Origin of the sequence: Pantoea anthophila, from assembly GCF_026104315.1 — a bacterium.
In the GTDB taxonomy this organism is placed as follows: Bacteria; Pseudomonadota; Gammaproteobacteria; order Enterobacterales; family Enterobacteriaceae; genus Pantoea; species Pantoea anthophila.
This window is the reverse complement of sequence record NZ_CP110473.1, coordinates 130,032-150,698: the sequence shown is the minus strand read 5'-3', so window position 1 is coordinate 150,698 and position 20,667 is coordinate 130,032. Positions and strand designations below refer to the sequence as shown.

General features: G+C 57.0%; 21 protein-coding genes. 15 read left to right on the top strand and 6 right to left on the bottom strand.

Annotation, left to right across the window (positions count from 1 at the left end; translation table 11 throughout):
- Positions 1-245 precede the first annotated feature (245 nt).
- The 4 genes from envC to OJ965_RS03220 all read left to right on the top strand — a co-directional run bounded on the left by envC (position 246) and on the right by OJ965_RS03220 (position 4,689).
- Positions 246-1,547 (top strand): murein hydrolase activator EnvC, encoded by a 1,302-nt coding sequence (envC, locus tag OJ965_RS03235; RefSeq protein ID WP_111207968.1) that lies wholly within the window; start codon positions 246-248, stop codon positions 1,545-1,547.
- 3 nt (positions 1,548-1,550) lie between these two features.
- On the top strand, positions 1,551-2,453 hold the full coding sequence (locus OJ965_RS03230) for a divergent polysaccharide deacetylase family protein (protein ID WP_058957365.1): 903 nt from the start codon (positions 1,551-1,553) through the stop codon (positions 2,451-2,453).
- Between the two features lie 102 nt (positions 2,454-2,555).
- Complete coding sequence (locus OJ965_RS03225) at positions 2,556-3,785, top strand: glycosyltransferase (RefSeq protein WP_058957366.1); 1,230 nt, start codon at positions 2,556-2,558, stop codon at positions 3,783-3,785.
- Positions 3,778-4,689, top strand: a complete 912-nt coding sequence (locus OJ965_RS03220) for a hypothetical protein (RefSeq protein WP_265137767.1) — start codon at positions 3,778-3,780, stop codon at positions 4,687-4,689. Before OJ965_RS03225 ends, OJ965_RS03220 begins: the two co-directional genes overlap by 8 nt.
- 28 nt (positions 4,690-4,717) lie before the next feature.
- On the opposite strand, the gene tdh is transcribed toward OJ965_RS03220, so the two are convergent.
- Together tdh and OJ965_RS03210 are read right to left on the bottom strand one after the other, a co-directional pair.
- Positions 4,718-5,746 (bottom strand): L-threonine 3-dehydrogenase, encoded by a 1,029-nt coding sequence (tdh, locus tag OJ965_RS03215; protein WP_265137766.1) that lies wholly within the window; start codon positions 5,744-5,746, stop codon positions 4,718-4,720.
- Between the two features lie 10 nt (positions 5,747-5,756).
- Positions 5,757-6,953 (bottom strand): glycine C-acetyltransferase, encoded by a 1,197-nt coding sequence (locus OJ965_RS03210; RefSeq protein ID WP_265139253.1) that lies wholly within the window; start codon positions 6,951-6,953, stop codon positions 5,757-5,759.
- A gap of 230 nt (positions 6,954-7,183) precedes the next feature.
- On the opposite strand from OJ965_RS03210, the gene rfaD reads away from it, so the two are divergent.
- The 11 genes from rfaD to coaD all read left to right on the top strand — a co-directional run bounded on the left by rfaD (position 7,184) and on the right by coaD (position 18,445).
- Positions 7,184-8,116: an ADP-glyceromanno-heptose 6-epimerase gene (rfaD, locus tag OJ965_RS03205; RefSeq protein ID WP_265137764.1), complete on the top strand. Its 933-nt coding sequence runs from the start codon at positions 7,184-7,186 to the stop codon at positions 8,114-8,116.
- Between the two features lie 17 nt (positions 8,117-8,133).
- Complete coding sequence (rfaF, locus tag OJ965_RS03200) at positions 8,134-9,189, top strand: ADP-heptose--LPS heptosyltransferase RfaF (RefSeq protein WP_009088091.1); 1,056 nt, start codon at positions 8,134-8,136, stop codon at positions 9,187-9,189.
- On the top strand, positions 9,177-10,154 hold the full coding sequence (gene rfaC, locus OJ965_RS03195) for a lipopolysaccharide heptosyltransferase RfaC (protein ID WP_140924075.1): 978 nt from the start codon (positions 9,177-9,179) through the stop codon (positions 10,152-10,154). The genes rfaF and rfaC overlap by 13 nt, the downstream gene beginning before the upstream one ends.
- Positions 10,151-11,227, top strand: coding sequence for a glycosyltransferase family 9 protein (locus OJ965_RS03190; RefSeq protein ID WP_009088095.1), 1,077 nt, complete (start codon positions 10,151-10,153; stop codon positions 11,225-11,227). The genes rfaC and OJ965_RS03190 overlap by 4 nt, the downstream gene beginning before the upstream one ends.
- A 9-nt stretch (positions 11,228-11,236) precedes the next feature.
- Positions 11,237-12,226: a glycosyltransferase family 8 protein gene (locus OJ965_RS03185; RefSeq protein ID WP_150030372.1), complete on the top strand. Its 990-nt coding sequence runs from the start codon at positions 11,237-11,239 to the stop codon at positions 12,224-12,226.
- 325 nt (positions 12,227-12,551) lie between these two features.
- Positions 12,552-13,538 carry a glycosyltransferase gene (locus OJ965_RS03180; protein WP_223812786.1) on the top strand — a complete coding sequence of 329 codons (987 nt, stop codon included), beginning with the start codon at positions 12,552-12,554 and terminating at the stop codon, positions 13,536-13,538.
- A gap of 73 nt (positions 13,539-13,611) precedes the next feature.
- Positions 13,612-14,688 carry a putative lipopolysaccharide heptosyltransferase III gene (gene rfaQ / locus OJ965_RS03175; RefSeq protein WP_265137761.1) on the top strand — a complete coding sequence of 359 codons (1,077 nt, stop codon included), beginning with the start codon at positions 13,612-13,614 and terminating at the stop codon, positions 14,686-14,688.
- Positions 14,681-15,826: a glycosyltransferase family 4 protein gene (locus tag OJ965_RS03170; protein ID WP_265137760.1), complete on the top strand. Its 1,146-nt coding sequence runs from the start codon at positions 14,681-14,683 to the stop codon at positions 15,824-15,826. The genes rfaQ and OJ965_RS03170 overlap by 8 nt, the downstream gene beginning before the upstream one ends.
- Positions 15,827-15,918: 92 nt before the next feature.
- Positions 15,919-17,193, top strand: a complete 1,275-nt coding sequence (gene waaA, locus OJ965_RS03165; protein WP_009088102.1) for a lipid IV(A) 3-deoxy-D-manno-octulosonic acid transferase — start codon at positions 15,919-15,921, stop codon at positions 17,191-17,193.
- Positions 17,193-17,969 (top strand): glycosyltransferase family 2 protein, encoded by a 777-nt coding sequence (locus tag OJ965_RS03160; RefSeq protein ID WP_265137759.1) that lies wholly within the window; start codon positions 17,193-17,195, stop codon positions 17,967-17,969. Before waaA ends, OJ965_RS03160 begins: the two co-directional genes overlap by 1 nt.
- Positions 17,966-18,445 carry a pantetheine-phosphate adenylyltransferase gene (gene coaD / locus OJ965_RS03155; protein ID WP_046100859.1) on the top strand — a complete coding sequence of 160 codons (480 nt, stop codon included), beginning with the start codon at positions 17,966-17,968 and terminating at the stop codon, positions 18,443-18,445. Before OJ965_RS03160 ends, coaD begins: the two co-directional genes overlap by 4 nt.
- On the opposite strand, the gene mutM is transcribed toward coaD, so the two are convergent.
- From mutM to radC, 4 genes are all read right to left on the bottom strand, one after another.
- Positions 18,442-19,251, bottom strand: a complete 810-nt coding sequence (gene mutM / locus OJ965_RS03150) for a bifunctional DNA-formamidopyrimidine glycosylase/DNA-(apurinic or apyrimidinic site) lyase (protein WP_265137757.1) — start codon at positions 19,249-19,251, stop codon at positions 18,442-18,444. The genes coaD and mutM overlap by 4 nt on opposite strands.
- 69 nt (positions 19,252-19,320) lie before the next feature.
- Positions 19,321-19,488, bottom strand: a complete 168-nt coding sequence (rpmG, locus tag OJ965_RS03145; protein WP_001051798.1) for a 50S ribosomal protein L33 — start codon at positions 19,486-19,488, stop codon at positions 19,321-19,323.
- A gap of 20 nt (positions 19,489-19,508) precedes the next feature.
- On the bottom strand, positions 19,509-19,745 hold the full coding sequence (gene rpmB, locus OJ965_RS03140) for a 50S ribosomal protein L28 (RefSeq protein WP_006121249.1): 237 nt from the start codon (positions 19,743-19,745) through the stop codon (positions 19,509-19,511).
- 240 nt (positions 19,746-19,985) lie between these two features.
- Positions 19,986-20,642: a RadC family protein gene (gene radC / locus OJ965_RS03135; RefSeq protein WP_009088110.1), complete on the bottom strand. Its 657-nt coding sequence runs from the start codon at positions 20,640-20,642 to the stop codon at positions 19,986-19,988.
- Between the last annotated feature and the right edge of the window lie 25 nt (positions 20,643-20,667).

The following is a 20,667-nucleotide window of genomic DNA, read 5'->3' as shown; positions in this document are numbered from 1 at the left end:
AACGACTCCAGACCGGGCTAATAAGCTAAAACAAGGGTTCTGAGTATACCTGCGCCACTTCGCATGTACAGATGCTATGCGGCGAGAGTATCGATTTGTGCGCCATTTTCCAAAAAAAGTGGCTGAATAGCAAAAATGGCGTAAGGCTTAATCCATCTCATTGTGAAAGCGGACATAACTGGTAAAGCAAATGCCGGTGGGGAGCACTGGTAAGCGGCGATTCATCGTGGAATAATCATTGGCCTATGAAGGGAAAAACTACCGTTTTGTACACAAGGACCCGTTCCAGCGGCGAAAATCGGCCGTTGTTCACACCGTTGTCCACCCTCTCCCTCAGCCTGCTTTGCGCGGGAGCACTGTTGTTGCCAGCTGTGGCACAGAGTGCGGAAGACAGTAAATCTCAGCTGCAATCTATTCAGCAGAACATTGCTGAAAAAGAGAAAAGCGTTAAGGCGCAGAAAGTGCAGCGCAGCAAATTACTGGATCAGTTGCAGAGTCAGGAAAAAATCATCGCCCAGGCGAGCCGTCAGTTGCGCGAAACCCGCAACAGCCTCACCGCCCTGAATAACGATATTAAACAGCTCACCACCTCTATCGCCCGGCTTGAGAAGCAGCAAAGCCAGCAGGAAAGCCTGCTGTCGCAACAGCTTGATGCCGCATTTCGTCAGGGCCAGCACAACGGTATACAGCTGTTGATGGGCGGAGAAGAGAGCCAGCGCAGCGAGCGTATTCTGGCCTATTTTGGCTATCTGAACGCGGCGCGCCAGAAAAGTATCGCCTCACTGCAACAGACACGTCAGGACCTGGATCAGCAACGCGCCACGCTGGAGCAGAAGCAACAGCAGCAGAAAGCACTATTAGCTCAGCAGCAGGGCCAGCAGCAGAAGCTGCAGCAGGCGAGCGACGCGCGCAGGAAAACCCTTACGTCGCTGGAAAGCGCGCTGGAAAAAGATCAGGCCGATCTGGTCGAGATGCGTCAGAACGAAAGCCGTCTGCAGGATAAGATCGCCCGGGCAGAACGGGAAGCGCGTGAGCGCGCGGCGCGCGAAGCCCGTGAGGCAGAAAAAGTGCGTCAGCGCCAGGCGCAGGCCAAAGCCAAAGGCTCCAGCTATCAGCCGACCCAGAGCGAACGCGAACTGGTTGCCCGTACCGGAGGACTCGGTCGCGCAGGCGGGCAGGCGTTGTGGCCGGTGCGCGGACGCATCGAACATCGCTTTGGTGAACAGCTGCAGGGGGAACTGCGCTGGAAAGGCCTGGTGATTGATGCGCGGGAAGGCACCGAGGTGAAAGCCATTGCCGACGGGCGGGTTCTGATGGCCGACTGGTTGCAGGGTTACGGTCTGGTCGTAGTGCTGGAGCACGGTAAAGGCGACATGAGCCTCTATGGCTACAACCAGAGTGCACTGGTGAGCGTGGGTACACAGGTGAAGGCAGGACAGCCTATCGCCCTGGTGGGCACCAGCGGGGGGCGCGGTACCCCGTCGCTCTATTTTGAAATCCGACGTCAGGGACAGGCTGTCAATCCACTCCCGTGGTTAGGAAAATAAGTTTTGCTGCAACGTCGAAAAATCTCCGTTTTATTCAGCGCGCTGCTGTTCAGCTTCGCGGCGCAGGCAGGCAAGCTGGCTATTGTTATCGATGATGTGGGCTACCGGCCTGCCGAAGAGAACAAAGTTCTGCAGATGCCGCAGGCGATTTCAGTGGCTGTTCTGCCCAACGCACCCCATGCACGGGAGATGGCCACCAGAGCCCATCAGGGTGGACACGAAGTATTGATCCATCTGCCGATGGCGCCACTCAGCAAACAGCCACTGGAAAAAGATACGCTGACCCCGGAGATGAGCAGCGAAGAGATCACCCGCATTATGCGCAATGCGGTCAGCAACGTGCCTTACGCAGTCGGCCTGAACAACCACATGGGCAGCAGGATGACCTCGAGCCTTTCCGGTATGCAGAAGGTAATGCAGGCGCTGAATCACTATAACCTCTACTTCCTGGATAGCATGACCATCGCCAACAGCCAGGCGATTCCTGCCGCGCAGGGCACTCAGGTCAAAGTTCTGAAACGCCGGGTGTTCCTGGATGACAGTCAGGATATTAATGCTATCCGCCAGCAGTTCAGCCGGGCGGTGAAGCTGGCACAGCGCGACGGTTATGCCATTGCTATCGGTCATCCCCACCCCAACACCGTTCGGGTGCTGCAGCAGATGCTGCCCTCTCTGCCCGCAGACATTACGCTGGTTCGCCCCAGCCAGTTGCTGAACGAAACACGCCACAGCGGCTCACGGACACCAGCGGTTCCGGTGAAACCGGCGAAACCGCGCTTCCAGCCGGCAGAACTGTGTAAAGTGAAACAGCCGCTTGCGCCGGTTCCGGCGACCCGGGCGTTAACAGTGGTAGGCGAAAGCGTGAGTCACAGCCCGCTGTTTAGCACCCTGAAAAGTCTGTTCTGAATTTGCCATGAATGCTAAGTGCTAAGCTTAAAGTTCAATTGCAGGTAAAAATTACTATAATCCCGGTCGGGCATAACATGCGGTGCGGGAATAGTAAGACGGATGACGATTAATAAACAAAAAATCCTGCTGCTGGATAACGGCAGAGAGTGGGGAGGCGGCACCAACAGTATGCTGGAGCTGCTGAAACGTATCGATCGTCAGAAATTTGATATTACCTGCTGCTTCTATCACAACTACAGCCGTGGCAATGACGAAACCATTGAGGCCACGCTCAATGCGCTGGCCATTCCGGTCTTTTTCATCCCGCAGATCAGGCAGCCGCGCTGGGCAAAATTTGTCAAAGAAGCCGTGCGGGCGCTGCTGTTTTTTAATAAAAAGCTGAAGAAGCGGGCTATCGATGAGATCGATACACGCTGGCGCATCATGCCCAACGCCAGCAAAATTAACTCCCTGCTCCAGCTGGGAAAATTCGACACGCTCTACATGAATAACCAGCCCAGCACCAATGTGGAGGGCTATCTGGCCGCGCGCAGCCTGGATGTGGCGGTGGTGCAGCATTGCCGTATCGACCCGGTGCTGGAACCACGACTGGTCAGCATGGTGAACCAGGACTGCCAGGCGATTATTGCCGTGTCGCAGGGGGTAAATAAGACGCTGATCAGCCACGGTGTTGATGCGGAACGCTGTTTTACCGTCAACAATGCGATCGACATCCACCAGCCTTTACCTGACCGCCTCGACGTTCGCCAGCGTTTTAAACTCTCCCCGACCACCTTTGTGTTTGGCACCATCGGCTCACTGATATTACGTAAATCCAATCATCACATTCTGCAGGCGCTGGGCCGTTTCAAACGGGCTCATCCCGACGCAGACTGGCGGATGGTGATTGTCGGTGCCGGCCCGGAACTCCAGCACCTGCTGCAACTCGCAACGGCGGAGAATATCCAGCAGCATGTGGTCTTTACGGGCTTTCAGAACAATGCGCTGGATTACCTCACCGCCTTTGATACGTTTATTCTTGCCTCACGCAGTGAGGGCTTACCTCGGGTCGTGCTGGAGGCAATGCTGGTGAATACCGCCGTCATCGGTTCCCGTGTGGTCGGTACTGCCGAATTGATCAGTCATGACGAAACCGGGTTGCTGTTTGATTATGGCAACGTGGTGCAGCTGACCCAGCACTTAACCGCGCTGTGGCAGGATGCCGGCTTACGTCAGCGCCTGATCAATGCGGCAGCGAAACGCGTTCGTGAACAGTACGCCATTGAAACCTACATCAGCGGCGTTGAAAATATTCTGCAAAGTGTCGCTAATAAGAAACCTCATGCTTAATTTTTTAAATCCCCGTTATCGCCATATCCGGGCGAGCCATAACCTGCCTTATTCGCTAAAAGAAGTTCAGGGCTCGGTACCGGTTACCTCTGTCGTAATCCCCTGCACGGGCGCGGACTATATCGAAGAGGCGCTGCTCAGTGCCGATTTTGCGGCGCGCTTTGCCACGCAGGCAGAGGAGATTGTGATTGTCAGCGATCAGCCTGCCGACGCCTTTGGCAGCCTGCCCGCTAAAACCCGCGTAGCCACGCTGGATGTACCGCATCGCGAAGAGCGCTATCGCTACAAGCAGATCTATCGCAGTCGTTTAATCAAACTGCAGGCCCCGTTGCAGGCAAAAGGCGACGGCATTCTGATGATCGATTCCGACCTCAATCTGCTAAAGATGCCGGAGATCATGATGAAACCTGGCCATCTCTACTCCAGCTTTCGTCAGGGAAAAATGATTGCCAAGCTGGCTGATGCGCCGCAGGAGGCGATTCCTGCCTACTACCCGCACAGTATCCGCCCTTATCTGGTGGATCACGTTAACGGCGCCTATCTGGCGGCGACCCGTGAGGTCTGGCAGCGTATTTCACCGCTGTGGCTGACGCTGTTTAATGACACCTGGCATCTGATGAACGACAGTCAGCCGCCGACCGATCAGCTGCCGCTCGCGGTGCTGCTGGATATGCTGGACATTAAAACCGTCAATCTGGGCGAATGGGCTAACTGGCCGGTCTCCAAGAAAATCGGCGGTCAGTCTGCGGTGATCCCGGCGGAGGTGGTTGGTGCACACGGCGGCTTTCCGCTGTCGGAATGGCAAAAATATCTGGCCGATCCGCAACAGCCGCTCCACTTTAAAGGTCAGGATTACACGCGCAAGGTGCGCTATCTGACCGACGAAGAGAAGAAGCAACGCTGATTATCCGGCCGCTGCGGCGGCCGGTGTGTTAATCCCAGCTCAGTATTACCTTTCCCGAGCGTCCTGAACGCATCTCATCAAAGCCCTGCTGGAAGTCGTCAATCCCATAGCGATGCGTAATGACCGGCGTTAAGTCGAGACCGGACTGGATCAGCGCCGCCATTTTGTACCAGGTTTCAAACATCTCCCGGCCATAAATGCCCTTAATAAAGAGCCCCTTGAAGATCACCTGATTCCAGTCGATAGCCATCTCACCCGGCGGAATACCCAGCAGGGCAATCCGCCCGCCGTGATTCATTACGTCGAGCAGCGCGCGAAACGCAGGAGGCGCACCGGACATCTCCAGTCCGACATCAAATCCTTCCGTCATCCCCAGCGAATGCATGACGTCGCGCAGATTTTCACGGGCCACGTTGACCGCGCGGGTGACGCCCATTTTTCGCGCCAGCGCCAGTCGGTAGTCATTGATGTCGGTGATTACGACGTTACGCGCGCCGACATGGCGGCAGACCGCCGCGGCCATGATGCCGATAGGCCCCGCGCCGGAGATCAGCACATCCTCGCCCACCAGATCGAACGACAGCGCGGTATGCACGGCATTACCAAACGGGTCAAAGATCGCGGCCAGCTCATCGGAAATGTTGTCGGGAATTCTGAAGGCGTTAAAGGCCGGGATGACCAGATATTCCGCAAAGCAGCCCTGACGGTTAACGCCCACGCCCATGCTGTTCCGGCACAGATGCGTTCGCCCGGCGCGGCAGTTGCGGCAATGCCCGCAGGTGATATGCCCCTCTCCCGACACCCGATCGCCAGGCGTAAAGCCCTTTACCTCCTGACCTGTTGCTACGACTTCACCCACATATTCATGACCCACAATCATCGGCACCGGAATGGTTTTGCGCGACCAGTCATCCCAGTTGTAGATGTGGACATCGGTGCCGCAGATAGCGGTTTTACGGATTTTAATCAGCAGGTCGTTGTGGCCCGGCTCAGGAACCGGCGCATCAGTTACCATCCAGATGCCCGCTTCCCTCTTCAGTTTGGCGAGTGCTTTCATAACAGACTCCTCAGGCGATGACGCCCAGCTGTTTACCGATACGGGTAAAGGCGGCCACCGCACGTTCCAGCTGCTGCTGGGTATGTGCCGCAGAGATTTGCGTGCGAATGCGAGCCTGCCCTTTTGGCACGACCGGATAGAAGAAGCCGGTAACGTAGATGCCTTCCTGTTGCAGCAGGTGGGCAAACTGCTGAGCGACGCTGGCCTCACCCAGCATCACCGGAATAATGGCGTGATCGGCCCCGGCCAGCGTAAAACCCGCTGCGGTCATCTGCTGCCGGAAGAAACGGGCGTTATCCCGGAGACGCTGACGGAGCCCATCGCCTTCGCTGAGCAGATCCAGTACCCGCAACGAGGCGGCCACAATCGCCGGAGCCAGCGAGTTGGAGAAGAGATAGGGACGGGAACGCTGGCGCAGCCACTCCACCACTTCCGCTTTTGCTGCGGTGTAGCCACCAGAGGCGCCGCCCAGCGCTTTGCCCAGCGTGCCGGTAATGATGTCAACCCGGCCCATCACGTCACAATATTCGTGGGTGCCGCGTCCGCCATTTCCGACAACACCCACCGCGTGGGAATCATCCACCATCACCAGTGCAGAGAACTCTTCAGCCAGGTCGCAGATGGCGGGCAGATTGGCGATGACCCCATCCATGGAGAAGACGCCATCGGTGGCGATCAGGATATGGCGTGCACCTTTATCGCGCGCCTGCTGCAGGCAATCCCGCAGCGCCGTCATGTCGTTGTTCGCGTAGCGGTAGCGCTGTGCTTTGCAGAGCCGGATGCCGTCGATGATGGAGGCGTGATTCAGCGCATCGGAAATAATGGCATCCTCTGCATCCAGCAGCGTTTCAAACAGGCCGCCGTTGGCGTCAAAGCAGGAGGAGTAGAGAATGGCATCTTCCATACCGAGAAACGCGGCCAGCCGCTTTTCCAGCTGCTTATGGCTGTCCTGCGTGCCACAGATAAAGCGCACCGACGCCATGCCAAAGCCATGCGAATCCATTCCCGACTTCGCGGCCTGAATCAGCGCCGGATGATTGGCCAGACCCAGATAGTTATTGGCGCAAAAGTTAATCACTGCCGGACCGTGATCTACCGCTATCTCTGTCTGCTGGGCAGAGGTGAGGATCCGCTCCTGTTTAAACAGCCCTTCCTGACGTGCATCATCCAGTTGCTGACGAAGTTGTTGATAAAATTGCGCAGGCATCATTGCTCTCCTCAGATGGCAAAAACCTGGCATATCTTACTGAACAGGGCGCTTATTAACGATAAAACGCCCAACAGAATGTCATTTTTGCAGCATAGTTCACGCCACGAGGTGGCAGCCCTGTGGCGTTACAGAGTCATCTGGCTGTCTGCACCCTGATGAAATGTTATGATGTGAGGTATTCGTGTGTGAAACCTCCTGTTTCACCCCACAACATTGAAGGTAACAACATGATTATCGTAACTGGCGGCGCAGGAATGATTGGCAGCAACATCGTCAAAGCGCTGAACGATCGCGGTCACACCGACATTCTGGTGGTGGATAATCTGAAGGATGGCACTAAGTTTGCCAATTTAGTCGACCTGGATATCGTCGATTACATGGACAAAGAAGAGTTTCTGATGAGCGTGATCGCGGGCGATGATTTAGGCCCGATTGAAGCGGTATTCCATCAGGGAGCCTGCTCCTCCACGACCGAGTGGGATGGCAAGTACATGATGGAGAACAACTATCAGTACTCCAAAGAGCTGCTGCACTACTGCCTGGAGCGCGAGATCCCGTTCCTTTACGCCTCTTCTGCAGCGACCTACGGCGGCCGCAATGAAAACTTCATCGAAGAGCGTCAGTATGAGCAGCCGCTGAATGTGTATGGCTACTCCAAAATGCTGTTCGACCACTATGTTCGTCAGATGCTGCCGGAAGCGAACTCGCCGGTGTGTGGCTTCCGCTACTTCAACGTCTATGGACCGCGCGAAGGCCATAAAGGCAGCATGGCAAGCGTGGCGTTTCATCTGAACACCCAGATCAGCAACGATGAAAATCCAAAACTGTTTGAAGGCAGTGACGGCTTCAAACGCGATTTCATCCACGTTGATGATGTGGCAGCCGTAAACCTGTGGTGCTGGGAAAACGGCATCTCCGGGATCTACAACTGCGGCACAGGCCGCGCCGAATCGTTCCAGGAAGTGGCCGACGCCGTGCTGAAGTTTCATCAGAAAGGGCAGATTGAGTACATCCCGTTCCCGGAAAAACTCAAAGGCCGTTATCAGGCTTACACCCAGGCCGATCTCACGAAGCTGCGTGCCGCGGGCTATGACAAGCCGTTTAAAACGGTGGCGCAGGGCGTCGCTGACTATATGGTCTGGCTGAATCGCAACGCATAAAGGAAGCTGCTCCGGCGATGAAAATTCTGGTAATCGGCCCGTCGTGGGTCGGCGATATGATGATGTCGCAAAGTCTCTATCGCACCCTCAAGGCCGAACATCCCGATGCGGTGATAGACGTGATGGCACCGGCATGGTGTCGTCCCCTGCTGTCACGCATGCCGGAGGTCAGTCAGGCGCTGGCGATGCCCCTGGGCCATGGCGCGCTGGAACTCGGCGAGCGTCGCCGGCTGGGCAAGGCACTGCGCGACAGCCATTATGACCGGGCCTACGTGCTACCTAACTCCTTTAAGTCGGCGCTGGTTCCCTTCTTTGCCGGCATACCACGCCGCGTCGGCTGGCGGGGGGAGATGCGCTATGGCCTGCTGAACGATCTGCGGGTGCTGGATAAAGCCGCGTTCCCGCTGATGGTTGAGCGCTACGTGGCGCTGGGCTACGACACGCCTGTCGCCTCGGCGGCGCAGCTGCCGCAGCCGCTCCTGTGGCCAAAGTTGCAGGTTGAAGAGCGGGAGATGCGGGAAACGGCCGCACAGTTTCAGCTCACCGCAACGCGTCCGATCATCGGTTTTTGTCCGGGCGCGGAATTTGGTCCGGCTAAACGCTGGCCGCACTACCACTACGCCGCCCTGGCCCGCCAGCTGATCGCCGAAGGCTTTCAGATCCTGCTGTTTGGTTCCGCCAAAGATCGCCCGACCGGTGAAGAGATCATCGCGGCACTGCCGGAAGAGAGTCGCAGCCACTGCCGCAACCTGGCGGGTGAAACCCAGCTGGAGCAGGCGGTCATCCTGCTGGCGCAATGCCGCGCCGTGGTCAGTAACGACTCCGGCCTGATGCACATCGCCGCCGCGCTGGATCGTCCGCTGGTGGCACTCTATGGACCCAGCAGCCCTGACTTTACGCCACCGCTGGCCCGCCAGGCGCGCATTATTCGCCTGATTACCGGCTATCACAAAGTGCGTAAGGGCGATGCCGAACAGGGGTATCACCAGAGCCTAATTGATATTCAGCCTGAGCGCGTTCTTCAGACGCTGAATGAACTCCTTGCGCCGCAGGAGGTGCCATGCACGTCCTGATTGTTAAAACATCCTCAATGGGGGATGTGCTGCATTCGCTGCCGGCTCTGACCGATGCCATGCATGCCATTCCCGGCATCCGTTTTGACTGGGTAGTGGAAGAGAATTTTGCCCAGATCCCTGGCTGGCACCCTGCCGTGGACCAGGTGTTGCCGGTCGCGATTCGCCGCTGGCGCAAACACTGGTTTGGCAGTCAGCAGCGTGAAGAGCGCGTGCAGTTTAAGCGCGCGTTACAGTCGCGCGAGTACGATATCGTGATTGATGCCCAGGGGCTGATCAAAAGCGCGGCGCTGGTGACCCGCTTATCCAAAGGGGTAAAGCACGGGCAGGATAGCCGCAGCGCGCGTGAACCTTTTGCCAGCTGGTGGTATGACGTCCGCCATGAGATCAGCAAACGCCAGCACGCCGTTGAGCGGACGCGCGAGCTGTTCGCCAAAAGCCTGGGCTATGAAAAGCCGCAAACCCAGGGTGACTACGCGATTGCCGGACATTTTCTGCATCATCTGCCCGCGGATGCGCATCACTATCTGGTCTTTCTGCATGCCACAACGCGTGACAACAAGCACTGGCCGGAATCCCACTGGAGACAGCTGATTGAGCAGATGCAGCCCAGCGGATTGCGGGTGAAGCTGCCCTGGGGTGCCGAACATGAACATCAGCGTGCGCTGCGCCTGGCTGAAGGTTTTGAGCATGTCGAGGTGCTGCCTAAGCTGACGCTGGAAGCGATCGCCCGACAGCTGGCAGGCGCGCGGGCGGTGGTCTCTGTGGATACCGGTTTAAGCCATCTGACCGCCGCACTGGATCGTCCTAATCTCACGCTGTATGGCCCGACCGATCCAGGCCTGATTGGCGGCTACGGGCAGAACCAACAGGCGCTGAGCGCCCCGAATCACAATCTGGCGGAGCTGACAGCTGACGCCGTGGCAGAGAAACTGCAGGCCGTTATCGGGAAAAATGCGCCATGAACTATGTGCTGATCTATCTGCTGCTGCTGCCTTTCCGCACCCTGATGCGGCTCTTTTACCGGCCCACCGGCCGCAGTCTGGTGATTCAGACGGCGAAGATCGGGGATTTTATTAACATCACCCCGATGCTGCGCGCTCTGGGTCAGTCTGAACTGCTGATCAGCAAATCGGTAGAGCCGCTGGCGCGTCACGATGACACGGTCAGCCGCTATTTTCTGATTGAAGAGGCGAAGCGCAGCTTTTTTGCCAAACTCAGACTCGCCTTCACGCTGATGAACCGTTATGACCATGTTTATCTGGTTCAGCCCAACAGCGTTAATCTCTTTTTCGCGGCGCTGTGCAATGCACCGAACAAACAGTTTCTGCGCACCTATGTGCGTAAATCCTATCATGCGATCTTCTATCGCAGCGCCAGTGGCATCGTCGACCACGCGAAAACGGATTTGACGCTCGACAGCTATCTGAAGCTGATTAATCGGGACTACCGCTACACCGATTTTCCCAAGCACGCCACGTCACCGCTCTGGCAGCCGCCTGCGCCTCCTGCCGCGCTGCTGCATCCGCGCAGCGGGATTAAAATCGGCATCAGCATTTCTGCCGGGAATCGGGCCAAAACCATTCCTGCCGCCATCTGGCAGCAGCTGATGGCGTCGCTGGCTGAACTGCCCTGCACCTTTTATGTCTTTGGTCCACCAGCCGAGCAGCCGTGGCTGGATGAATTACTGAGCCTGACCGGCCCGCAGGAGAATATTGTCAGCCTGATTGGCGCGCTGAAGCTGGAAGAGGTGCCATGGGCCATCTCGCAGATGGATTTTTATATTTCATCGGATTCCGGTAATGCTTATATTGCTGACGCCCGACAGATACCGGTCATTATGCTCTATGGCCCCTGTGAGATCAGGGAACAGCGCCCGGTTAATAATGTCCTGTTTATCGGACCGGACAATATCGCCGCATCGACCTTTGTTTTTGCCACGCGATTTAAGTTTGATCAGCCCGCTGAAAAATTATTCGGGCTGGATGCCGACAAACTGACTAGAATACAAACGTTTATTACTCATAATCTGGAATAGTGAAGCGTAATGGCAATTACCCCTCTTGCTGATGCCGTTCAGCAAAGTCAGCTGCTGGTCAACACGCTTGCGGATGCGGATGATAATCCGGTTCACGTTGCGTTTGGCATCAACCACGCTTACGCGCGTGGTCTGGGTATTACGTTGTTTTCACTTCTCAGCCATCACCCCGACACCGCTTTCCACGCCCATATTTTCTCTGACTCGCTGCAGAAAGAGGATGTGGAAAAGCTGCGCTCAATGGCGTCGGGCCATCGTCTGGCCATCACCCTGCATATTTTTAACAGTGCCTGGGTCGATCAGTTGCCGGCGGTCGGGCGCTATCCCAAAAGTATCCATTACCGCTTTCTGATCCCTGAAACGGTGGCGCGCTACAGCGACCGGGTAATCTACATCGATGCGGACACGCTGGTCGTCGGCGATTACTCCCCCCTGTTCACGCTGGATATCACGGACTATACGCTGGCAGCCTGCAACGATACCCCGCGTGCGCGTCATAACCAGTGCGCGCGACTCGGGCTGCAACGCCATGACTATTTCAACTCCGGCTTTATGCTTATCAATATTCCACGCTGGCTCGCCAGACAGACTACCGCGCGGATCACTGAGGTTCTGGTGACCCGGGGCGCAGCGTTCGGTTTTCCTGACCAGGATGCGCTGAATATTGTGCTGGAGGATGAGGTGCTGATCCTGCCGGATCGCTACAACCACATCTACGACATCATCGCGAACAAGGTCTGGGACCACTCCCGCGTGCCCGCTGACACCGTGATGATTCACTACACCGGTAAGTGTAAGCCCTGGCATGCCTGGGCCGGCAGCGACCTGTCCCTGCTCTACTACAGCTATTACCAGCGCTCGCCCTGGGCTTCTCAGCCTCTTGATTTACCCAGACATTATAAAGAGATGAAGCGCTTTGCCCGTATCAAGTGGCATCAGAAGCAGTATGCAGAAAGCGTGAGCTGGATGATGCATTACGTCAGGCTAAAATTTTTTTAGTCAGCGCTCTCCACCTGTCAAACCGCTCCGGGCGCGGTGACTGCCGCGCCATCTTTTCCCTCTGACCCCACCGCTGTCTGCCAGATCCTTTTTAAAATGCTGCTGATAAACCCCAGGCACACTATGCTGTTTACCGGCGCGGCCACGTTGCGTAAAAAAGAGGCAGATAGTGCATTATTACGCGCGCGCGTGGTTTTTCGTGAAGCAGGGAGGCGACACCGTTTTATAATCGTGGATTAATGTATGCCATTCTGCTGATTTGGAAATGATTTATGACGAGGCAACGCCCTTTGACAGTGAACAGAATGCTGGTGCAGATATTGTCATGAGTACTTCTCCTCTGCTGAGTATCATTACCCCGATGTACAATGCGGGCAGCATGTTTGATGAGTTCATGCAGGCACTGCTGGCGCAGACGCTGACCTCGCTGGAGATCATAATCGTCGATGATGGTTCTACTGACGGCTCAGGCGAGCGCGCTGACCACTATGCAGAACATCACTCCCACATTCGCGTGATTCATCAGGAAAATGGCGGCGTGTCGCGCGCCCGTAACGCCGGGCTGGCGATAGCGCGCGGCAAATATGTCACCTTTCCGGATGCGGATGACACCATGCAGCCCGGGATGTACCAGACGCTGGTAACGCTGGCGGAAACGGACAATCTGGATGCGGCACAGTGCAACGCCGAATGGTTTTTCAAACACAGCCAGCGGGTAAAACCCCTGATACCACTGGATCGCCTGCGCAGCACGCCGGTGCTGAGCGGCGCTGACTGGCTCAATACCGCGCTGAAAACCCGCCGCTATATGCATGTGGTCTGGCTGGGCATCTACCGCCGGTCGCTAATCGAGCAGCACCAGTTGCAGTTCGAGCCGGGCCTGCATCATCAGGATATTCCCTGGACCACCGAGTTTATGCTGCTGGCAAAACGCGTGCGTTACACCGATGCGGTGCTCTACCGCTACTATATGCATGACGCGTCAATCAGTAACCGCAAACGCACCGGCGAGCGCAACGTCGAATATCAGCGTCACTACCTGAAGATTGCGCGGCTGCTGGAAGAGATTAATATCCGCTATCGTGACCGCGTGCGGATCTACCCGTCGTTTCACGCTCAGGTGACGCATGAAGCGCTCAGTGTCTGCCATAGCGTGAGACGTGAGCCTGATGCCCGCGCACGCCAGGCGATCATCGCCGATCTGTTCGCGACCCGGACACACCGGCGCATGTTACGCAACGCCCGCGGCATTAAGCAGTGGTATCAGTTACTGCTGTGGCTGGGACGGCTCTATCGCTGGCGCGATAAATAACCCCTGAGGCTGGCTTTATCCTAAAAAGCGTTTGCCCTACAATCGGTTCACTGAAATCTGAGAACCTTTGTTTATGGCCAGCCTGACTCCAGCAAACATCTCTCCAAAACGTATTTTACTGATTAAGCTGCGCCATCATGGCGACATGCTGCTCACCACGCCCGCCATCAATGCGCTGCATGCGCGTTATCCGCAGGCCAGCATCGACGTGTTGCTCTATCAGGAGACACGTCCGATGCTGGAAGCGCATCCGGCTATCCGCCATCTGCACGTCATCGACCGGAAATGGAAGCAGGAGGGCACCTGGCGCAAGCTGGGCCATGAACGGTCATTAATCCGTGCCATACGTGACGCCCATTATGACCTGGTGATTAATCTGGCAGACCAGTGGCGTGCGGCGCTGATCACCCGGCTCTCCGCTGCGCCGGTGCGCATTGGTTTCGCCTTTAAAAAACGCGATAACGTCCTGTGGCGCTGGTGTCATAACCGGCTGGTCCCGACACATAATCACAGCAGACTGCATACCGTTGAGCAGAACATGTCCGCGCTGGCCCCGCTCGGTATCAGCAGCGACAATGCGCGCGTTTCGATGCACTACAGTGACGCTGACCAGCAGATCGTGCTGACCCGCCTGTCAGAGCATCAGGTGACTACCCCCTATATCGTGGTTCAGCCTACCTCACGCTGGGGCTTTAAATGCTGGGAAGAGGAGAGCGTGGCCGCCACGGTCGATGAGCTGGCACGGGCTGGACGGAAGGTGGTGCTGACCGCCGGGCCGGACAAACAGGAGCTGGCGATGATCAACCGCATCCGCGCGCTGTGCGCCTCGCCAGATGTCGTGTCGCTGGCGGGTCAGTTTACGCTGCCGCAGCTGGCGGCGCTTATCGATCACGCCACGCTGTTTATCGGGGTCGATTCCGCGCCGATGCACATGGCGGCAGCGCTGGAAACGCCCTGTATCGCCCTGTTTGGCCCGACCAAGCTGCAGCACTGGCGGCCTTGGGGGAACAACAACCATGTCATCTGGGCGGGGGATTATGGCCCACTGCCCTCACCTGATTCTATCGACACCCGAACGGATCAGCGTTATCTGTCAGCCATTCCGGTGAAGGATGTGGTCGCGGCGGCGAGGAGCTTCCTGAATGAGTAAGTTAAGGCTGGCGATTGTCCGGCAGAAATACCGGCCGGATGGCGGTGCTGAGCGTTTTATCTCCCGTGCGCTGGAAGCCCTGGGCAGCGAACAGCTCGATCTCAACATCATTACCCGCAGCTGGCAGGGCACGCCCAATCCGGACTGGCATCTCCATATCTGTAATCCTGCAAAGCTGGGCAGGGTTTCCCGCGAGCGCGGCTTTGCCCGTGCCGCACGCGCCTGCTGGGAGCGTGAAAAGTTCGATATTGTGCAGAGTCATGAACGCATCGCTGGCTGTGACATCTTTCGCGCGGGTGATGGCGTGCATCGCGTCTGGCTGGAGCAGCGCGCCCGCATCGTCTCACCGTGGCAACGACTGAGCGCAACCCTCAGTCCCTATCATCGCTACGTTCTGCAGGCGGAAGCGGAGATGTTTAACTCGCCGACGCTGAAAGCGGTGATCTGCAATTCAGAGATGGTTAAGAGCGATATCCTGCGCTGTTTCTCACTCGACGCCGGAAAAATTCACGTCATCCATAACGCTATCGATGCCCGTCGTTTTCAGCCCGCCACGGAAGCGACCCGCCATGCGACCCGCCATGCGACCCGCCAGCAGCTGGGGCTGCCGGATGCGGCCACCGTACTGATTTACGTCGGTTCCGGCTTTGAGCGTAAAGGGCTGAAAGCGGCGATTCAGGCGCTGGCCGCCAGTGACCGTTACCTGATTGTGGTGGGTCAGGATAAACAGCTGCAGCGTTATCAGCAGCTGGCTAACCAGCTGAACTGCCTGGATCGCCTGCGCTTTGTTGGCGTACAGCAGGATGTGCAGCCGTTTTATCACGCGGCGGACGGCCTGCTGCTGCCCACGCTCTACGATCCTTTTCCTAACGTGGTGCTGGAGGCGATGGCCTGCGGCCTGCCGGTTATTACCAGCACCGGCTGCGGGGGGGCTGAGTTTATTACCGCCGGTCAGGAGGGCTTCGTCTGTGATGCGCTGGATATCAACGGATTAAATCAGGCCGTTTGCGCCATTCCGCCGCTGACGGAAGATTCACGCATGGGTGATGCGGCCCGGCGTAAAGTTGAACCCTATAGCCCGCAACGGCTGGCACAGGCGCTGACTTCGCTTTATCAACAGGTATTGAGTACCAACTGACAATCCGGGATGAGTGCATGCGGGGTTTCTGATAACATGCCGCCATCTGATTTTAACCTGTTTTTAGACGCGAACCTGCTGTAACGGTAACTATGACGACCATTTACACCGCATTGCTCTACTTTATTCAGCCACTGATTTGGCTGCGCCTGTGGCTGCGCGGTCGTAAAGCACCGGCGTATCGCAAACGCTGGGCGGAGCGCTATGGCTATTGCGTTGGCAAAGTGAAGCCCGACGGCATTGTGCTGCATTCGGTTTCCGTGGGGGAAACCCTGGCCGCGGTGCCGCTGGTGCGCGCGCTGCGTCATCGTTACCCGACCCTGCCGATTACCGTCACGACCATGACGCCAACCGGCTCTGAGCGTGCACAGTCAGCCTTTGGCAAAGATGTGCACCACGTCTATCTGCCTTACGATCTGCCCGGATCGATTAATCGTTTTCTGGACACGGTCAACCCCCGGCTGGTGATCATCATGGAAACCGAGCTGTGGCCGAACATCATCCGCATTCTGCATCAGCGTAACATTCCGCTGGTGATCGCCAACGCGCGTCTCTCAGCCCGATCCGCCAAAGGCTATCGCAAGCTGGGTAAATTCATGCGCAGGCTGTTGCAGAGCATCACGCTGATAGCAGCGCAGAATAGTGAAGATGGCGACCGCTTCCTGGAGCTGGGCCTGAAACGCTCTCAGCTGGCGATCACCGGCAGCCTGAAGTTTGATATTTCTGTCACGCCAGAACTGGCCGCCAGAGCCGTCACGCTGCGTCGCCAGTGGGCGCCACGCCGTCCGGTCTGGATTGCCACCAGCACCCACGAAGGCGAAGAGGCCATTGTGCTGGATGCCCACCGCCGCCTGCTGCAGACGTTCCCTGATCTGCTGCTGATTCTGGTTCCGCGTCATCCTGAGCGCTTTAACGATGCGCGTGAACTGACCCAGTCGCGCGGCTTTAGCTTTATTCTGCGCAGCAGCGGCGAGATCCCCTCGGGCTCCACCCAGGTGGTCATCGGCGACTCGATGGGCGAACTGATGCTGCTTTATGGCATTGCCGATCTGGCGTTTGTCGGCGGCAGCCTGGTGGAGCGCGGCGGACACAATCCGCTGGAGCCTGCAGCGCACGCGATTCCGGTTCTGATGGGGCCACATATCTGGAACTTCAAAGATATCTGCGGCAAATTGCAGGAAGGCCAGGGACTGATTACCGTCACCGACGTGTTCTCGCTGGAAAAAGAGGTCACCAACCTGTTGCAGGATGATGACTATCGTCGTTATTACGGCCGTCATGCCGTGGACGTGCTGCACCAGAACCAGGGTGCGTTACAGCGTCTGCTCCAGTTACTTGAACCGCATTTACCTCCACGGGCTCACTGATGTCAGCACGCCAGCGTCTTTCAGTCGTTATGATCGCCAAAAATGAAGCGGAACTGCTGCCAGACTGTCTGGCTTCAGTCAGCTGGGCGGATGAGATTATCGTGCTGGATTCAGGCAGTCACGATAAAAGTGCCGATATTGCCACGCAGGCTGGCGCGAAGGTCTACCACAGCGATGACTGGCAGGGGTATGGCATCCAGCGCCAGCGCGCGCAGCACTATGCCACCGGCGATATGATTCTGATGATCGATGCCGATGAGCGCGTCACACCGGAACTGCGCGCGGCGATTGAGCAGGTGCTTATCGCGCCGCCGGGCCGCACGATTTACAGCCTGGGCCGCAGCAATCTGTTTCTGGGGCGCTTTATGCGCCACAGCGGCTGGTACCCTGACCGCGTGATGCGGCTCTATCCGCGCACCTTCCGCTACAATGATAATCTGGTGCATGAATCGCTGCAGCGTGACGGGGCACCGGTGGTGGCGTTACCCGGCGATTTACAGCATCTGACCTGCCGCGATCTGATCGCTTTTCAGCGTAAGCAACTGGCCTATGCCGAAGCCTGGGCCACGGAACGCCACCAGCGTGGTAAGCGTTGCGGTCTGTTCTCGCTGTTCAGTCATACGCTGGGCGCGTTTGTGAAAACGCTGCTGCTGCGCGCCGGTTTTCTCGACGGAAAGCAGGGCTGGATACTGGCGGTGGTCAACGCACAATATACCTTTAACAAATATGCCGCCCTCTGGGCGCTGAATCAGGCTGCGAAAAAAGGGCAGGTATGAGCACGAAAGCCATCTATCCCGGAACATTTGATCCTGTCACCCTTGGCCATCTCGACATCGTGACGCGCGCCGCGCAGATGTTTGATCAGGTTATTCTGGCCGTTGCCGCCAGCCCCAGCAAAAAGCCGCTGTTCAGCCTGGAGGAGCGCGTGGCGCTGGCGAGTGAAATGGTGGCCCATCTGCCCAACGTTAAGGTGGTGGGATTCAGCGACCTGATGGCCAATTTTGCGCGAGACCAGCAGGCAAATGTGCTGGTGCGCGGATTGCGTGCGGTGTCAGACTTTGAGTATGAAATGCAGCTGGCGCAGATGAATCGTCACCTGCTGCCGACGCTGGAGAGCGTTTTCCTGATGCCGTCTGAGGGCTTCTCGTTTATCTCCTCTTCGCTGGTCAAAGAGGTGGCGCGTCACGGCGGTGATGTCTCCGCCTTCCTGTCCGCGCCCGTCCATCAGGCATTGCTGGCTAAGCTGGCTTAGTGCTGGCAGCGGGGGCACCAGTAGGTGCTGCGCTGCCCATGCCTGCCGCTGATAATGGGTGTCCCGCAGGCCCGGCAGGGCTCACCTGCCCGGCCATAGACCTGCAGCTGCTGCGCAAAATAGCCCGGTTTACCGTCGCTCTGTAAGAAGTCCCGCAGCGTGGTTCCGCCCTGCTCAATGGAACGTAACAGCACCGCCTTGATGGTGTTGACCAGCAGCTCTGCTTCCACCTGCGACAGACTGCCGGCGGCACGATCGGGCAGGATCCCGGCGGTAAACAGTGACTCGCTGGCGTAGATGTTGCCCACCCCCACCACGACTTTGTTATCCATCAGCCACTGCTTAATCACCGTTCGCTTGCCGCGTGACTTCTCAAACAGGTAAGCCGCGTCAAACTGGTCGCTCAGTGGCTCCGGTCCCAGATGCGCCAGCACGCTGCTGCCTGCCAGTTCGCTGCTCCAGAGCCAGGCACCAAAACGCCGCGGATCGGTGTAGCGCAGCACTTTGCCGTTGCTCATCATCAAATCAACATGGTCATGCTTCTCCGCAGGCCGCTCTTCCGGCAGCACGCGCAGGCTGCCGGACATGCCCAGGTGGATAATGATCCAGCCATGCGGCAGCTCCAGCAGCAGATATTTCGCCCGGCGCTGCACGCTGAGCACCGGCTGATCGCTCAGCGCATGGATCTCCTGTGAAACAGGCCAGCGCAGACGGGAATTACGCACCACGGCGTGAAGGATGGTTTCACCCACCAAATGCGGTTCGATACCGCGGCGGCTGGTTTCAACCTCTGGCAACTCTGGCATACCCTCTCCTCAGCGTTTTACACAAACAAAAAACCCGGCCGGAGCCGGGTTTTTAGCAGAACACTAAAATTACTTAATTTTAGCTTCTTTGTAGATCACATGCTGACGTACAACCGGATCGAACTTTTTCAGTTCCAGCTTCTCTGGTTTAGTACGTTTGTTCTTCGTGGTGGTATAGAAGTGACCTGTACCAGCAGAGGAAACCAGCTTGATCTTCTCACGAATACCTTTAGCCATGATTCAGTTCCTTAGTACTCTTAGTACTTCTCACCACGGGCACGCATGTCGGCTAACACCGTATCAATGCCCTTTTTATCAATAATACGCATACCTTTTACAGATACACGCAGAGTAACGAAGCGCTTCTCGCTCTCAACCCAAAAACGGTGTGAGTGCAGGTTCGGAAGGAAACGGCGTTTCGTCGCGTTCATTGCGTGGGAACGGTTGTTACCGGTCACCGGACGCTTTCCAGTTACCTGGCAGACTCGTGACATGTCTATTCTCCAAAAATCAAATCAGCTCGAGCTTTAAAAATTAGGTTTTGGCCGCCTCGTCAGGCTTGCAGCCCGCCAGGCGAGTTCCATGGAACCCGCTAAGCTGGCCTAACCGCCAAACCCGAGATTCTCAAAGGTGGCGTAGTATACGCCGCTCAGCCCAAGTGCTCAAGTCCCGAACAGATAAAGATCCCGAATGATCGGGCAAAAAGCCGCCACCTGGCGCGAATTTTCCCGCTATCAGAGCCATCCCCGCTCAGCAAAGGAGACATATTCGCCATGACCTATCACCAGATGATCGAGCAGGCGGATGTCGAGAAGCTGGCAGGCTTCGCTGACTTTATGGGTTACCTGGCGGTCAGCCCGGCTCGGTTCCGCCATGCCCGACGGATGATTATGCGCCAGAATCAGCGCGGCGGCGTTGAGCTTCAGCGCCTCCCGGACGATCTCGCGTGGGTGCACTTCCACACTGTTAATCGACCCCGAGAACATTTTTTGTGCCCGCAGCACCCGGTGCTGATTATCCAGAAAGAGCGCCATAAAGATCTCGCGCTCCTGATGGGCTAATAAACTTTGCAGATACTGGCGGGTGATCTGGGGATTTTCCATCACGCTTTCGCGCGCCAGCTTGCTGGCAAAAAAACGCTTCGCCAGTTCGGCAATCGCGTGCAGCTGGGCCAGTTTGGCATCACCAACGCCTTTTATGTTACTGAAAGCCGCCTTGCCCGATGTCATCAGCTGATAAAGCGAGCCAAACTCCTGCAGCATCTGTCCGGCCAGCTCAATGACGTTCTGCCCGGGCGAGCCGGTGCGGAGAAAAATGGCCAGCAGTTCGGTATCGCTGAGGGCATGCGCGCCCAGCTTCTGCAGTTTTTCCCGTGGTCCACTGTTTTTCATGTCTGCTCTCCCTGAGATCAACCTC

What these genes read in the sequence shown, in the direction of transcription:
- rpmB (WP_006121249.1), bottom strand. Translation starts at nt 19,745, where the DNA reads ATGTCACGAGTCTGCCAGGTAACTGGAAAGCGTCCGGTGACCGGTAAC.
- rfaF (WP_009088091.1), top strand. Translation starts at nt 8,134, where the DNA reads ATGAAAATTCTGGTAATCGGCCCGTCGTGGGTCGGCGATATGATGATG.
- OJ965_RS03160 (WP_265137759.1), top strand. Translation starts at nt 17,193, where the DNA reads ATGTCAGCACGCCAGCGTCTTTCAGTCGTTATGATCGCCAAAAATGAA.
- rpmG (WP_001051798.1), bottom strand. Translation starts at nt 19,488, where the DNA reads ATGGCTAAAGGTATTCGTGAGAAGATCAAGCTGGTTTCCTCTGCTGGT.
- OJ965_RS03210 (WP_265139253.1), bottom strand. Translation starts at nt 6,953, where the DNA reads ATGCCTGCGCAATTTTATCAACAACTTCGTCAGCAACTGGATGATGCA.
- OJ965_RS03180 (WP_223812786.1), top strand. Translation starts at nt 12,552, where the DNA reads ATGAGTACTTCTCCTCTGCTGAGTATCATTACCCCGATGTACAATGCG.
- OJ965_RS03170 (WP_265137760.1), top strand. Translation starts at nt 14,681, where the DNA reads ATGAGTAAGTTAAGGCTGGCGATTGTCCGGCAGAAATACCGGCCGGAT.
- OJ965_RS03185 (WP_150030372.1), top strand. Translation starts at nt 11,237, where the DNA reads ATGGCAATTACCCCTCTTGCTGATGCCGTTCAGCAAAGTCAGCTGCTG.
- OJ965_RS03220 (WP_265137767.1), top strand. Translation starts at nt 3,778, where the DNA reads ATGCTTAATTTTTTAAATCCCCGTTATCGCCATATCCGGGCGAGCCAT.
- envC (WP_111207968.1), top strand. Translation starts at nt 246, where the DNA reads ATGAAGGGAAAAACTACCGTTTTGTACACAAGGACCCGTTCCAGCGGC.
- waaA (WP_009088102.1), top strand. Translation starts at nt 15,919, where the DNA reads ATGACGACCATTTACACCGCATTGCTCTACTTTATTCAGCCACTGATT.
- radC (WP_009088110.1), bottom strand. Translation starts at nt 20,642, where the DNA reads ATGAAAAACAGTGGACCACGGGAAAAACTGCAGAAGCTGGGCGCGCAT.
- OJ965_RS03190 (WP_009088095.1), top strand. Translation starts at nt 10,151, where the DNA reads ATGAACTATGTGCTGATCTATCTGCTGCTGCTGCCTTTCCGCACCCTG.
- rfaQ (WP_265137761.1), top strand. Translation starts at nt 13,612, where the DNA reads ATGGCCAGCCTGACTCCAGCAAACATCTCTCCAAAACGTATTTTACTG.
- rfaD (WP_265137764.1), top strand. Translation starts at nt 7,184, where the DNA reads ATGATTATCGTAACTGGCGGCGCAGGAATGATTGGCAGCAACATCGTC.
- OJ965_RS03225 (WP_058957366.1), top strand. Translation starts at nt 2,556, where the DNA reads ATGACGATTAATAAACAAAAAATCCTGCTGCTGGATAACGGCAGAGAG.
- coaD (WP_046100859.1), top strand. Translation starts at nt 17,966, where the DNA reads ATGAGCACGAAAGCCATCTATCCCGGAACATTTGATCCTGTCACCCTT.
- mutM (WP_265137757.1), bottom strand. Translation starts at nt 19,251, where the DNA reads ATGCCAGAGTTGCCAGAGGTTGAAACCAGCCGCCGCGGTATCGAACCG.
- rfaC (WP_140924075.1), top strand. Translation starts at nt 9,177, where the DNA reads ATGCACGTCCTGATTGTTAAAACATCCTCAATGGGGGATGTGCTGCAT.
- tdh (WP_265137766.1), bottom strand. Translation starts at nt 5,746, where the DNA reads ATGAAAGCACTCGCCAAACTGAAGAGGGAAGCGGGCATCTGGATGGTA.